We start from the raw sequence: 13,406 nt of genomic DNA, 5'->3' as shown, positions 1-13,406 counted from the left end.
GAATCGCCCGGTGACTTCCGCGCAGAGCAGTCCCGTCGCCGAACCTGCCGCGCCCGACGCGCTGGAGGTGCTGCACCGCGTCTTCGGCTACGACTCGTTCCGGGGCCCGCAGCAGGACATCGTCGAGCACGTCGTCGGCGGCGGTGACGCGTTGGTGCTGATGCCGACCGGTGGCGGGAAGTCGTTGTGCTACCAGGTTCCGTCGCTGGTCCGCGACGGCGTGGGCATCGTCGTCTCGCCGCTGATCGCGCTGATGCAGGACCAGGTGGACGCGCTGACCGAGCTCGGGGTGCGCGCCGGGTTCCTCAACTCGACGCAGGACGCCGGGCAGCGCCGCGCCGTGGAGGCCGCGTTCCTGAACGGCGAACTGGACCTGCTGTACCTGGCGCCGGAGCGGCTGCGCGTCGAATCCACGTTGTCCTTGCTGGACGAGGGCGACATCTCGCTGTTCGCGATCGACGAGGCGCACTGCGTGGCGCAGTGGGGCCACGACTTCCGGCCGGACTACCTGGCGCTGTCGATGCTGCACGAGCGCTGGCCGGACGTGCCGCGGATCGCGCTGACCGCGACCGCCACCGAGGCCACCCGCGGGGAGATCGCGACCCGGCTGGACCTGACGCGGGCGCGGCACTTCGTGGCGAGCTTCGACCGCCCGAACATCCAGTACCGCATCGTCGGCAAGAGCGATCCGAAGCGGCAGCTGCTGAACCTGCTGCGCACCGAGCACCCCGGGGACGCGGGCATCGTCTACTGCCTGTCCCGGTCGTCGGTGGAGAAGACCGCCGACTTCCTCAGCCAGAACGGCATCCCGGCGGTGCCGTACCACGCGGGCCTGGACGCGGAGACGCGCGCGGCGCACCAGTCGAGGTTCCTGCGCGAGGACGGGCTGGTGGTGGTGGCGACCATCGCGTTCGGGATGGGCATCGACAAGCCGGACGTGCGGTTCGTGGCGCACCTGGACCTGCCCAAGTCGGTGGAGGGCTACTACCAGGAGACGGGCCGTGCGGGCCGTGACGGGCTGCCGTCCACCGCGTGGCTGGCCTACGGGCTGCAGGACGTCGTCCAGCAGCGCAAGATGATCAACAACTCCGAGGGCGACGACGCGCACCGCAGGCGGCTGGGCGCGCACCTGGATTCGATGCTCGCGCTGTGCGAGACGGTGGAGTGCCGCCGGGTGCAGCTGCTGGCCTACTTCGGCCAGGACGGGGAGCCCTGCGGCAACTGCGACACCTGCCTGAACCCGCCGGAGTCCTGGGACGGCACGATCGCCGCGCAGAAGCTGCTCTCCACGGTGTACCGGCTGCTGCACGAGCGTCGGCAGAAGTTCGGCGCGGGGCACGTCGTGGACATCCTGCTCGGCAAGCGCAACGACAAGGTCCAGCAGTTCCGGCACGACGAGCTCACCGTGTTCGGCGTCGGCGCGGATCTGAAGGAAGCGGAGTGGCGGGGCGTGGTGCGCCAGCTGCTGGCCCAGGGCCTGCTGGCGGTGGAGGGCGACTACGGCACGCTGGTGCTCACCGAGGCGAGCGGCGCGGTGCTGTCCCGGGAGCGCGAGGTGCGGTTGCGGCGCGAGCCGGAGAAGGCCGCGAAGGAGCCGAAGCAGGCCAAGGCCCGCAAGTCCGAGCAGGTCGAGCTGCCCGCCGAGGCGGCCCCGCTCTTCGAGCGCCTCCGCGCCTGGCGCGCGGCCACCGCGAAGGAGCAGGGCGTGCCCGCCTACGTGATCTTCCACGACGCGGTGCTGCGCCAGGTCGCGGCCCAGCGCCCGGCCACGCTCGACGAGCTGGGTGCGATCAGCGGCGTGGGCCAGAACAAGCTGGCCAAGTACGGCCGGTCACTCCTGGACGTGCTGGAAGAGGAGTGAGCGGGGCGGTCCCGGATCAGCTTCCGGGGCCGCCCGCGGACCTCGCCCTGCGTGCGGCGCTGCCGCTCGATCCGGCGCCATCCCGGCGTGGTGCCGAGGTTCGCGCGACGAGATCGGTCGCACGCGGCTCGCGCCGGACGTTCCGCGACCGCGCCATCACCCTCCGTGGTAATACCCCGCCCCGCCTCGACCGGGTCGTCGGGCATGGCACCCTGGTAGGGCTGAGGCCGGTGCGCACAGGGCGGGCGCGGCCGTGCGAGCGGGCCCGGGACGATCGCCGGGCGATGACCAGGAGTGGTTGAGTGTTCGACTTTATCCTCTATCCCGTGTCGGCCATCTTGTGGTTCTGGCACAGGGTTTTCGGCACCGTGCTGGGGCCGGACAACGGGTTCGCCTGGGCCTTGTCGGTGTTCTTCCTGGTGTTCACGCTGCGCGTGGTGCTGCTCAAGCCGGCGATCAGCCAGATGCGCGCCGGCCGGAAGATGGCGAAGTTCTCCCCGCAGATCCAGAAGCTGCGGGAGAAGTACAAGAACGACAAGCAGCGCATGGCGCAGGAGATGCAGAAGCTGCAGTCCGAGCACGGGGTGAACCCGATCGGCGGCTGCCTTCCTGCTCTGCTGCAGATCCCGGTGTTCCTGAGCCTGTTCCACGTGCTGCGCGGGTTCACGCCGCAGGCGCAGAGCAACTACATCTTCGACCGCGCCGGGGTCGAGTCGTTCATCAACGCCGACATCTTCGGCGCGAAGCTCGGCAACTGGCTGAGCCAGCCCGCCGCGGTCCTCGAAGCCTTCGGCACCACGCGGCTGAACATGATCGCGGTCGGCCTGCCGCTGATGGTGATCGCGTCCATCGCGACGTTCACCACGATGCGCATGTCGATGAAGCGCCAGACAGACGCCTCGATGGCCAACCCGCAGACGGCCATGATGGGCAAGTTCATGATGTACGTCGCGCCGGTCGGCACGTTGTTCTCCGGCTGGGTGCTGCCGATCGCGATCGTCCTGTACTTCATGGCGAACAACATCTGGACGCTGGGCCAGCAGCACTTCCTGAGCAACAAGATCGACCGCGAGCAGGAGCGGGAGAAGCAGAAGGAGCTGGCGGCGAAGAAGGACGCGCCGCGGCCGAAGCCGGGGCAGAAGCCCGGCCAGGTGAAGAAGGCGGAGGAGACCGCCGACAGCGAGTCCGGCGGCGAGGACTCGGCCGCCTCGGCCACCGCCGTGAACGGCGCCAAGGCCACCGCGAACTCCGGCGGGGGCGGTGGCAACCGGCGCCCGCAGCAGAAGAAGCGACCGGGCAAGCAGGCGGCTTCGGCGAAGAAGGGCCAGAAGAAGCGGCGCTAGCCGGGCCGGTCCTGGACGAACGAAGAGCGGGGTTCCCGAAGTGGGAACCCCGCTCTCGTCGTAGCACCGGCCTCGATCAGGCCGGGGTGGCCACCACGATCCGGTTCTCGTCGTAGCCGAGGTCACCGCCCACGTACCGGCCACCGCAGGTGACCAGCACGAGCCGGTGTTCGCCGCCCTGGCCGAACAGCTCGGCGGCGCGGGCGGGCAGTTCCTCCTTGGACAGCGTGACGATCTCGGAGACCTGGTAGCGGTGCTCCGCCCCGTCGTCGTCGACGACGGTCACCAGCTGGTCGGGGGCGGAGTCCCACAGCTCTTCGAACGGGCCGACCGCTCCCTTCCAGTTCACGTGCCCGGCCAGCACCGTCGCGCCCTTCGGGGAGTCCAGCCCGGCACCCCACCACGTGGCTTCGTCGACGCCGTCCGGCACCGGGAGGGTGCCGCTGCGGTCGAGCTCCTTGCGCACCAGCTCCGCCTGGCCGCCCTGCGGTAGCCGGACGGTTCCCGGTGGTTGCCCCGCCGGGACGTGCACCGGTTGCGGCGGCAGGTCCGCGGCCTGCACGGGCGCGGGTGCCGGCTCGACCGCGGCCGCCCGGGGCGCCGCGGCCGGTTCCTCGGTGCGCAGCACCATGCCCGTCACGACGGCCACCACCGCGACGAGCGCGACCACGCCGGCCAGGGCCAGCGTGATCAGGCGCCGCTTCGGCGCGGTCAACGCTCACCCGCCGTCGCGAGCCGCTTGCGCCACGCCACGCCACCGGCGACCGCGGTCCCGGTGAGCGCCAGCGCACCCAGACCCAGCAGGCCGGGGGAGACGGCACCGTCGCCACCGACGGCGCTCAGCTCCACCACGCCACCGCTGGTGCCCGGGTCACCGGCCGGGATGAAGATCGGCACGGTGGGGGTGTTGGCCTTGTTCGTCACGGTGAGCGCCAGCGTGCCGCCGGGTTCGACGGTGCCCGCGACCGACGGCGGGTTCGCCGCGTCGAAGGCCTCCTCGTAGCCCTTCGCGGGCGCCACCTCGGTGATCATGATCTCTTGCGGGGTGCGCAGGTCCGCGATCTCGACCGTGCCCTGGTCGCCGGTGGTGACCACGGCGGGCTGCCCGTCGGGACCGGTGAGCTCGGTGCCGTCCTGCTTCAGCGCCGGCTTGCCGTCGGGCAGGCTGACCCGCAGCGCGACACCGGCGATGCCCGCGCCGCTCTCCTCGTCGATCTTGCCGACGGCGACCTTGCCGGGCGCGGTGACCGCGGTGGTGACGTCCTCGACCTTGACCTGGTCCTCCCCGCCGGTGGACACCACGCGCTGCACACCGTCCGGGTTCTCGACGGCCTGCTGCACGTAGGGGCGTTCGGCGGGGGTGGACAGCTCCCCTTCGACCTTCGGATTCGGCCCGGTGGGCGTCACCTTCAGGGTGAGCGGGTCGCCGCTGTCCGGCGTGGTGATCGTGCCGTCCTCGTCGAGGCCTTCGACCTCGGCGTCGGTGGCGGTGATCTTCACCGGGACGCCGGTGACGCCGGTGCCGTCCGGGTGCTCGACGGTGACGGTCCAGTCGGCGGCCTCACCGATGACCTGCTCCTGCTCGGGAGCGGTCAGCGAGGCCTCCCACGGTCCGCGGTTCTTCTCCGCGTCCCCGCGCAGCTGCTCCACGGCGTCCTTGGCCCCCTGCGGCAGCTTGCCGAGCTGGAAGTCGATGTCGTAGCCGATCTCCTGGAACGGCTTGCCCGGGTCGAGGTCGCTGGGGTCGCGGGGCGCGGAGGTCCACGAGTGCAGCAGGTGCGCGAGCGCCGCCGCCTCGTCCGCGTCCTGCGTGTTGCCGTAGCGCAGCAGCAGGTAGGAGATGTTCGCCGCCACGTCGTCCGGTAGCGGGTCACCCCACTTGGTGAGCAGTTCGTCGCCCGGCTCGTACTGCTCGCCGGTGTCCGGCGCCTTCAGCGCGAACCGGACGCACCACACCTGCTTGTCGCCGACGATGTAGGAGCCGAGCCAGTCCCGGTCGCGCTCGATGCCCGCGTAGGGCTGTCCCGGTGTCGTCTCGTGGCCTATCCCTTCCTCCGGCGCGGCGATGGCCGTTCCCGTGGTCGCCAGCAGTCCGCTGCCGGCGAGCACAGCGGAACCCACCGCCGCTGTGATCAACTTCCTGAACGTGCGCATGCATGCTCCAGTCTCGGTCTGGGAGATCAGGGCGTCGGCGTGCTTGCTCTCCGGCGCGCACCACCGCGATGTGGTGCGGACCGGGTGCGAAAGCCCCCGACACGGCACACGGACACCCGAGCCGCATCCTTCCGATCACGCAGGGTGGCCACAAGGGGCCAACCGATCTATTCGCGGCCATGACGCGCCGCGTTTTTCCCAGCCGGATTCCGCCGGTCCTCACTCGTTCGGTCGCAGCGCAACACCCGTTCACGAGCCGACCAGGCACGCGCGGCGACACCTGTGAAAGGTTGCGACGTTCCGTGACCGGGTTTTCGCCAGTTGGCCGCGCGCGGGCGGGCGCGGAAACCGGGGGCGGAGCCGCCCGTCGCGGCGGGGGTAAAGTCTGCTTTACCCGCAGGGAACCGACCGGCAGCTTCGGTCGTTGTACCGGAGACGGCGCAAAGCACGCCCAGGAGGACGAGTTGCGCACTACGAGCAACCCAGCGTTCAAGAACCTGCCGAGCAACGGCGGGTACGCGAACTTCAACCACGGCCAAGGCGGCTTCGGCGCGCCCGGCCAGGCACCGGCCGCGCCGCCGCAGGCGACGCGTCCGATGACCATCGACGACGTGGTCACCAAGACGGCGATCACGCTCGCGCTGACCATCGCGACCGGTGCGGCGACCTACGTCTCCGGCCTGTACGCGCTCGCGCTGCCCGCGGCGATCATCGGTCTGGTGCTGTCGCTGGTCATCATCTTCAAGAAGAAGGTCAGCCCCGCCCTCGTGATCGCCTACGCGGCGGTCGAGGGCGTGTTCCTCGGTGGCATCAGCTACGTCATCGGCGGTGCGGTCGACAACTTCACCGGCGGCGGTGGCTCCGGGATCATCATGCAGGCCATCGCGGGCACCATGGGCGTGTTCGCGGCCATGCTCGTGGTCTACAAGACCGGCGCCATCCGAGTCACGCCGAAGCTGACCAAGTGGATCATCGGCGCGGCGGCCGGTGTGGCGATCCTGATGCTGCTGAACCTGGTCGCCGGCTTCTTCACCGCCGGCGGGCTGGGGCTGCGCGACGGCGGGCCGCTCGCCATCGTGTTCAGCCTGGTGTGCATCGGCATCGCCGCGTTCAGCTTCCTGCTGGACTTCGACGCCGCCGACAAGGCCATCAAGAGCGGGGTGGACGCCAAGTTCGCCTGGTACGTGGCCTTCGGCCTGATGACCACCCTGGTCTGGCTGTACCTGGAGATCCTGCGACTGCTGTCGTACTTCCAGAACGACTAGCACCAGGACGAGAAAGGGCCTCCCTCCACAAGGAGAGAGGCCCTTTCCCATGCCTTCATCCCGTCAGCGGCGAAGCCGCTGAACAACGACCACCTGAGCAACCGGCCCGACCGCTGAGGTTCCGCCACCCACCCCGCTCAGCAGAACGAGCGAGACAACAGTCTCAGCTCAGCCGCTCGAGGACCATGGCCATGCCTTGTCCCCCACCCACGCACATCGTCTCCAGGCCGAACTGCTTGTCGTGCCACTGCAGCGAGTTGATCAGCGTGGTGGTGATGCGCGCACCGGTCATGCCGAACGGGTGGCCCACCGCGATGGCGCCGCCGTTGACGTTCAGCTTCTCCAGCGGGATGCCCAGGTCCTGGTAGGACGGGATGACCTGCGCGGCGAACGCCTCGTTGATCTCCACCAGGTCGATGTCCCCGATGCCGAGCCCGGCCCGCCGCAGCGCCTGCTGGGACGCCTCCACCGGCCCGAGGCCCATGATCTCGGGGGACAGCCCGGACACGCCGGTGGAGACGACGCGGGCGAGCGGGGTGAGGCCGAGCTGCTTGGCCTTCACATCGCTCATGACGACGAGCGCGGCGGCGCCGTCGTTGAGCGAGCAGCAGTTGCCCGCGGTGATCCGGCCGTCGGGGCGGAACACCGGCTTGAGACCGGACACTGCTTCCTTGGTGACCCCGGCGCGCGGCCCGTCGTCGGTGTCGACGATGGTGCCGGACGGCGTGGTGACGGGGGTGATCTCGCGGGCCCAGAAGCCGTCGGCGATGGCCTTCTCCGCGAGGTTCTGCGAGCGCACCCCGAACTCGTCCATCTCGTCGCGGCCGATGCCCTTGGCGCGCGCCAGGTTCTCCGCGGTCTGGCCCATCGGGATGTAGACGTCGGGCACCTCGCCGAACTCGCGCGGGTCGACCCACTCGTCGGCGCCCTGCTCGGCGGTGGCCTTGGTGCGGGCTTCGGCGTCGGCGAACACGGGGTTCTGCGTGTCGTCGAGCGAGTCCGAGTTGCCCTTCGCGAACCGGGACACGGCTTCCACCCCGGCGCTGATGAACACGTCGCCTTCACCGGCCTTGATGGCGTGCAGCGCCATCCGCGTCGTCTGCAGGCTCGACGAGCAGTACCGGGTGATGGTGGTGCCGGGCAGGTGGTCGTAGCCGAGCAGGACGGAGACGACGCGGCCCATGTTGAAGCCCTGCTCGCCGCCGGGGAGACCGCAGCCGAGCATCAGGTCGTCGATCTCCGCCGGGTCCAGTTCCGGCACCTTGTCCAGGGCGGCGCGCACCATCTGCGCGGCGAGGTCGTCGGGGCGCACATCGACCAGGGAACCCTTGCCTGCGCGGCCGATGGGCGAGCGCGTGGCGGACACGATCACTGCTTCGGGCATGCGGGAACTCCTTCGTTCGCCTACGGGTCGCGGCGCCGACCGCGAGGTCGACTTCTCGCGCCACTGTAAGACCGCCACCGGCCGGGACGTGCTGAGACGACCGTCACCAGCACCTCGGTGGGAGCGCCGTCGGCAGGCCGGTCAGCTGCCGGGGTGCCTGCCGAAGCGCTGGTTCAGCCGGGCGACGACGCGGCTGGTGGGGCGCCTGGCCTCGGCGGCGGAGGAGCGGACCGGTGGCTGCGGCACCGGCGGCCCGTGCCATTCGCCGATCGCCGAGCACAGCGCGGGCAGCAGCAGTCCGGCGGCGGCCTCGTACCCGGCGGCCGACGGGTGGAACCGGTCGGGGCTGAACAGCTCCTGCGGGCGGGTGAGGAATTCGGGGGAGAGCAGGTCGGCCAGCGGCACCGCGAACCCGCCCGCTTCTTCCACGGCGTGCCGTTGCGCGCGGCCCAGCGCGAGGCTCCACGAGGAGGCCACCGACCGCAGCGGCTGCGGGATGGGCCGGATCGCCCCCAGGTCGGGGCAGGTGCCGACGACCACGCCGACACCCGCTTCGCGCAGCCGGGCGACCGCGTCGCCGAGCAGCGCGGCGCATTCGGCCACGGATTGCCGGGCGGTCACGTCGTTCGCGCCGATGATGATCAGGGCGAGCCGCGGTGGCACCACGAGCGATGCCTCGACCTGCGCGGCCAGGTCCCGCGAGGTGGAGCCCACGATGGCGTAGGTGGTCAGCTCGACGGGGTTCTCCAGTTCGGCGGCGACGCCGCGGGCGATGCGCACCCCGGGCAGCTCGTCGGGGGCGTCCACGCCGAGCCCGGCGGCCGAGGAGTCCCCGAGCACCGCGAACAGGAGCGGGGACTCACCGGTGGGGGAGGCGGCGACAGGGCCGGTGCCGTCCGGCAGGTGCACCCCGTCGGCGCGAAACGGCACCCCGGTCGGCTCGCCGATCGCGCGGCGCGCGTACCAGGACTGCCCGTTGAGCAGGCCGTACGCGGCGCCGGACACCCCGCCGACGGCTCCCGCCGCCACCAGTGCCAGCCGCAGCATCCGCGTTCCGACCATGCCCGCTCCTCCTCGCGCCACACCGACGCTCCGCGAATTCTCGTCCTGTACATGAATACGCCCTCAGCCGGGAAAACGTTCCCACCGGGCCGCCGCTTCGGGCGATCCGGGCGGCGCGCCCAGGGACCACCCGTGCGCCACGAGCCGGGAAACCGCCGCTTAGGCTCAGCCGCACAACGTCGCGGAGAGCGAAAGGGACTCGCTGTGGACTACGTCGAGCACGTGATCGACCTCGTCGGCAACACCCCGCTGGTGCGGTTGAACTCGCTGGCGGGATCGGCTTCGACGCCGGTGCTGGCGAAGGTCGAATACCTGAACCCCGGCGGCAGCGTCAAGGACCGCATCGCGCTGCGCATGGTGGAGGCGGCGGAGGAGTCCGGCGAGCTGAAGCCGGGCGGCACCATCGTCGAGCCGACCTCCGGCAACACCGGCGTGGGCTTGGCGATGGTGGCCCAGCGCAAGGGCTACCGCTGCGTGTTCGTCTGCCCGGACAAGGTCAGCGAGGACAAGCGGGCCGTGCTGGAGGCCTACGGCGCCGAGGTCGTGGTGTGCCCGACCGCGGTGCCGCCGGAGCACGCCGAGTCGTACTACAGCGTCTCGGACCGGCTGGTCACCGAGATCGACGGCGCGTGGAAGCCGAACCAGTACGCCAACCCCGCGAACCCGGAGTCGCACTACGCGAGCACCGGCCCGGAGATCTGGCGGCAGACCGAGGGCCGGATCACGCACTTCGTGGCGGGCATCGGCACCGGCGGCACCATCTCCGGCATCGGTCGGTACCTCAAGGAGGTCTCCGGCGGCAAGGTCAAGATCATCGGGGCGGACCCGGAGGGTTCCGTGTACTCCGGAGGCGGCGGGCGGCCGTACCTCGTGGAAGGCGTCGGCGAGGACTTCTGGCCGACGACCTACGACCGGAACATCTGCGACGAGATCGTGCCCGTCTCGGACGCCGACTCGTTCACCATGACCCGCGCCCTCGCCCGGGAGGAGGCGCTGCTGGTCGGCGGTTCCTGCGGGATGGCGGCGGCCGCCGCGCTGCGCGTCGCCGAGAGCACCGGGCCGGACGACGTGGTCGTGGTGCTGCTGCCCGACGGCGGCCGCGGCTACCTGGGCAAGGTCTTCAACGACTCGTGGATGGCGAAGTACGGTTTCCTGTCCCCGGACCACGCGGGCGGCGCCATCAAGGACGTGCTGCTGCGCAAGGACGGCACCCTCCCCGAACTCGTCCACGTTCACCCGAACGAGACCGTCGCCGAGGCGGTGGCGATCCTGCGCGAGTTCGGCGTGTCCCAGATGCCGGTCGTCAACGCGGAACCGCCGGTCATGGTCGCCGAGATCGCCGGAGCGGTGAACGAACGGGACCTGCTGGACGCGCTGTTCGCCGGCCGCGCGCAGCTCGCCGACCGCATCGAACAGCACATGTCCCCGCCGCTGCCCACCATCGGCGCAGGCGAGGAGGTCAGCGCTGCGATGGCGGCGCTGACCGACGCGGACGGGGCGATGGTGCTCATCGGCGGCAAACCGGCCGGTGTCGTCACGCGCCAGGACGTCCTCGCCTTCATCGCCGGACGTTGACTTCTGGTCACGAACGGCCGCTACGCTGCGACACATCGGATAGCGTGTGCACGATCAACACGCTCCGCAGATCCACGTTCCACGCCCAAGGGGGTCAGGAAACCCGATGAGCTCTCCGCAGCCGCCGGACGGCGGTCAGCAGGGACAGCAACCGCAGGGACCGGACTCGGAGGCCCAGGCCGCCGAGTCGAAGATCGGTTCCCAGCTGGACCCGCAGACCCCGGCCACCGACCAGTCCTCCGGCGCGGACGCCACTCAGGTCGTCCGCCCCGCGCAGACGGAGCAGGCCGCGGACCAGCCGTCCGCGCACGCCACGCAGGTGGTGCGCCCGCAGCAGACCGGTGGGGACTCCACCCAGGTCGTGCCACCGTCGATGCAGCCCGCGCAGCCGATGTACGAGCAGCCGGGACTCGCCGGGCAGGGCGGCGAGGCCGCTACCCAGATGGTGCCGCCGTCGGCTCAGCCCCCGCAGCCGATGTACAGCCAGCCGGGCACGCAGAGCCAGCCCGGTGGCTTCCCGCAGCAGCCCCCGCAGGCCGGTACTCCCGGTGGCGGGTTCCCGGCGCCGCAGGCCGGCTTCGGCGCACCGCCGCCGCAGGCCGGGCCGGGTGGCTACGGGCAGCCGGGGGCGGGGAACGGCATGCTCGCCAAGGTCACCGGCTGGGTGGCCGCCGTCCTCGGTGGGCTCAACGTGCTCTTCTCCCTCATCGGGATGTTCATCCCAGGGATCGGGTTCCCGGGCGGATTGGCGCTGCTGAGCCTCCTCGGCGTGATCGTGATGACGGTCGGCGGTGTGTTCCTGATCCTGCGCCAGCAGCTCGGGCCGTACTTGACCGCAGGTGGAGCGGGTCTCACCGCGTTGATCTCGTTGATCACCGCGATCGCTTTCGCCACGACCGTGCCACTGCTCATCGGCTACATCTTCGGCGCGATCATCCCGATCGCCATTGCTGTGCTGGCGGTGCTGCCCGCCACCCGCGAGTGGATCGCCGCCGCGCCCGCCGCCGAGGGCGGCCCGCAGCCCGGTTTCGCCGGACAGCCGTACGCGGCCCAGCCGCAGTTCGGCCAGCCCGGGCAGCCGCAGCCGGGCCAGCCCCCGTACGGCCAGCCGAACCCCTACGGCCAGCCCGGCCAGCAGTTCGGGCAGCCGAACCCGTACGGCCAGCCGGGGCAGCCGCAGCCGGGCCAGCCGTACGGCCAGCCGCCGCAGTACGGCCAGCCCCAGTACGGCCAGCCGCAGCCGGGCCAGCAGCCGTACGGCCAGCCGCCGCAGTACGGCCAGCCCTACGGCCAGCCGCAGCCCGGACAGCCCCCGTACGGCCAGCTCCCGCAGTACGGGCAGCAGCCCGGTGGGTACCCGCAGCAGCCGGGGCAGCAGCCCCCGCAGTGGTGATCCGCTGATCCAGCCGCGGGGGGCCACGACCACCCCCGGTCGTGGCCCGTCGTCGTGCGCGGGCACCAGTGGGACGGCCACCTGCCGAACGGCGGATGCCCGTGTGGTCCGTACGCTGCGGTGCATGAGTGATGGCTTCGCCACCCGCGCGATTCACGCGGGACAGCAACCCGATCCGACGACCGGTTCGGTGATCGTGCCCATCCACGCGACCTCGACCTACGCCCAGGACGGCGTGGGCGGGATGCGCGCCGGGTACGAGTACTCGCGCACCGGCAACCCCACCCGCACCGCGCTGGAGCAGTGCCTCGCGGAGCTGGAGGGCGCCAAGCACGGCAGGGCGTTCTCCTCGGGGATGGCGGCCACGGACGCGGTGCTGCGCGGCGCGCTGCGCCCCGGCGACCACGTGATCATCCCGGACGACGCCTACGGCGGCACGTTCCGGCTGATCGACAAGGTCCTCACCGAGTGGGGCGTGCAGTACACGCCGGTGCCGGTGTCCGACGTGGACGCGGTGCGCGCGGCGGTCCGGCCCGAGACGAAGGTGCTGTGGGTCGAGACGCCCACGAACCCGCTGCTGACCATCGCCGACATCGCCGCGTTGGCCCAGGTCGCGCGGGACGCCGGGGTGAAGCTCGTGGTGGACAACACCTTCGCCTCGCCGTACCTGCAGCGCCCGCTGGAGCTGGGCGCGGACGTGGTGGTGCACTCCACCACCAAGTACCTCGGCGGCCACTCCGACGTGGTCGGAGGCGCGGTGCTCACCTCCGACGACGAGCTGGCGAGCTCGGTGGCGTTCCTGCAGAACACCGCCGGTGCGGTGCCGGGTCCGTTCGACGCGTGGCTGACGCTGCGCGGGGTGAAGACGCTCGCGGCCCGGATGGACCGGCACAGCGCGAACGCCGGGCGCATCGCCGCCGCGCTGCGCGAGCACCCGAAGGTCTCGAAGGTCTACTACCCGGGCCTGCCCGAGCACCTGGGCCACGAGGTCGCGGCCAAGCAGATGCACGGCTTCGGCGGCATGATCTCGTTCACCCACGTGGACGGCGAGCAGGCCGCGCTGGAGGTATGCGCGAAGACCCGGTTGTTCACCCTCGCCGAGTCGCTCGGCGGCGTCGAGTCGCTGATCGAGCACCCCGGCAAGATGACGCACGCGAGCACCGCCGGTTCGGTGCTGCAGGTGCCCGCGGAGCTGGTCCGGTTGTCCGTCGGCATCGAGGACCCCGACGACCTGGTGGAAGACCTCCTGTCCGCCCTCTGAGCGGGTAATTGCCCGTTCCCCTGTTGCGCGGGGGTGGGGTGGCGGAACCTCAGCGGCCTTCTCGCTGCGGGATCTTTTTCGCAGGTGGCTCCGCCACATGCGAAAAAG

At 71.2% G+C, this 13,406-nt stretch carries 10 protein-coding genes; 6 read left to right on the top strand and 4 right to left on the bottom strand.

The genetic code is table 11. From position 1 onward, the window contains the following. The first annotated feature begins 10 nt into the window (after positions 1-10). Positions 11-1,861, top strand: a complete 1,851-nt coding sequence (recQ, locus tag LCD33_RS14250) for a DNA helicase RecQ (RefSeq protein ID WP_224966194.1) — start codon at positions 11-13, stop codon at positions 1,859-1,861. Between the two features lie 326 nt (positions 1,862-2,187). After that, entirely contained in the window at positions 2,188-3,204 is a 1,017-nt protein-coding gene (yidC, locus tag LCD33_RS14245; RefSeq protein WP_373689984.1) for a membrane protein insertase YidC, read from the top strand. A gap of 76 nt (positions 3,205-3,280) precedes the next feature. Here yidC and LCD33_RS14240 read toward each other — a convergent pair whose 3' ends face one another. Next, entirely contained in the window at positions 3,281-3,919 is a 639-nt protein-coding gene (locus LCD33_RS14240; RefSeq protein ID WP_224958935.1) for a class F sortase, read from the bottom strand. Continuing rightward, positions 3,916-5,358, bottom strand: a complete 1,443-nt coding sequence (locus tag LCD33_RS14235) for a hypothetical protein (RefSeq protein WP_224958936.1) — start codon at positions 5,356-5,358, stop codon at positions 3,916-3,918. Before LCD33_RS14235 ends, LCD33_RS14240 begins: the two co-directional genes overlap by 4 nt. 464 nt (positions 5,359-5,822) lie before the next feature. On the opposite strand from LCD33_RS14235, the gene LCD33_RS14230 reads away from it, so the two are divergent. After that, the gene (locus tag LCD33_RS14230) at positions 5,823-6,623 is read left to right on the top strand and encodes a Bax inhibitor-1/YccA family protein (RefSeq protein WP_224958937.1); all 801 of its coding nucleotides are present in this window, start codon (positions 5,823-5,825) and stop codon (positions 6,621-6,623) included. A gap of 163 nt (positions 6,624-6,786) precedes the next feature. Here the strand turns inward: LCD33_RS14230 and LCD33_RS14225 are convergent, their stop codons facing one another. Both LCD33_RS14225 and LCD33_RS14220 read right to left on the bottom strand, forming a co-directional pair. Further along, entirely contained in the window at positions 6,787-8,007 is a 1,221-nt protein-coding gene (locus LCD33_RS14225; RefSeq protein ID WP_224958938.1) for an acetyl-CoA C-acetyltransferase, read from the bottom strand. A 141-nt stretch (positions 8,008-8,148) separates the two neighbouring features. Then, positions 8,149-9,069: an SGNH/GDSL hydrolase family protein gene (locus LCD33_RS14220; RefSeq protein WP_224958939.1), complete on the bottom strand. Its 921-nt coding sequence runs from the start codon at positions 9,067-9,069 to the stop codon at positions 8,149-8,151. 204 nt (positions 9,070-9,273) lie between these two features. Between LCD33_RS14220 and LCD33_RS14215 the strand changes: the two genes are divergently transcribed. From LCD33_RS14215 to LCD33_RS14205, 3 genes are all read left to right on the top strand, one after another. Next, a complete protein-coding gene (locus LCD33_RS14215) occupies positions 9,274-10,644 on the top strand; it encodes a cystathionine beta-synthase (protein ID WP_224958940.1) in 1,371 nt (456 codons plus the stop codon). A gap of 106 nt (positions 10,645-10,750) precedes the next feature. Beyond that, positions 10,751-12,037, top strand: coding sequence for a hypothetical protein (locus tag LCD33_RS14210; RefSeq protein ID WP_224966193.1), 1,287 nt, complete (start codon positions 10,751-10,753; stop codon positions 12,035-12,037). 124 nt (positions 12,038-12,161) lie between these two features. Further along, complete coding sequence (locus tag LCD33_RS14205; RefSeq protein WP_224966192.1) at positions 12,162-13,298, top strand: cystathionine gamma-synthase; 1,137 nt, start codon at positions 12,162-12,164, stop codon at positions 13,296-13,298. The last annotated feature ends 108 nt before the right edge of the window (positions 13,299-13,406 follow it).

The organism is Saccharopolyspora sp. 7B, from assembly GCF_020177435.1.
GTDB lineage: Bacteria > Actinomycetota > Actinomycetes > Mycobacteriales > Pseudonocardiaceae > Saccharopolyspora_C > Saccharopolyspora_C gregorii.
The sequence above is the reverse complement of the archived record's forward strand: the minus strand, read 5'-3'. Positions and strand labels throughout refer to the sequence as shown.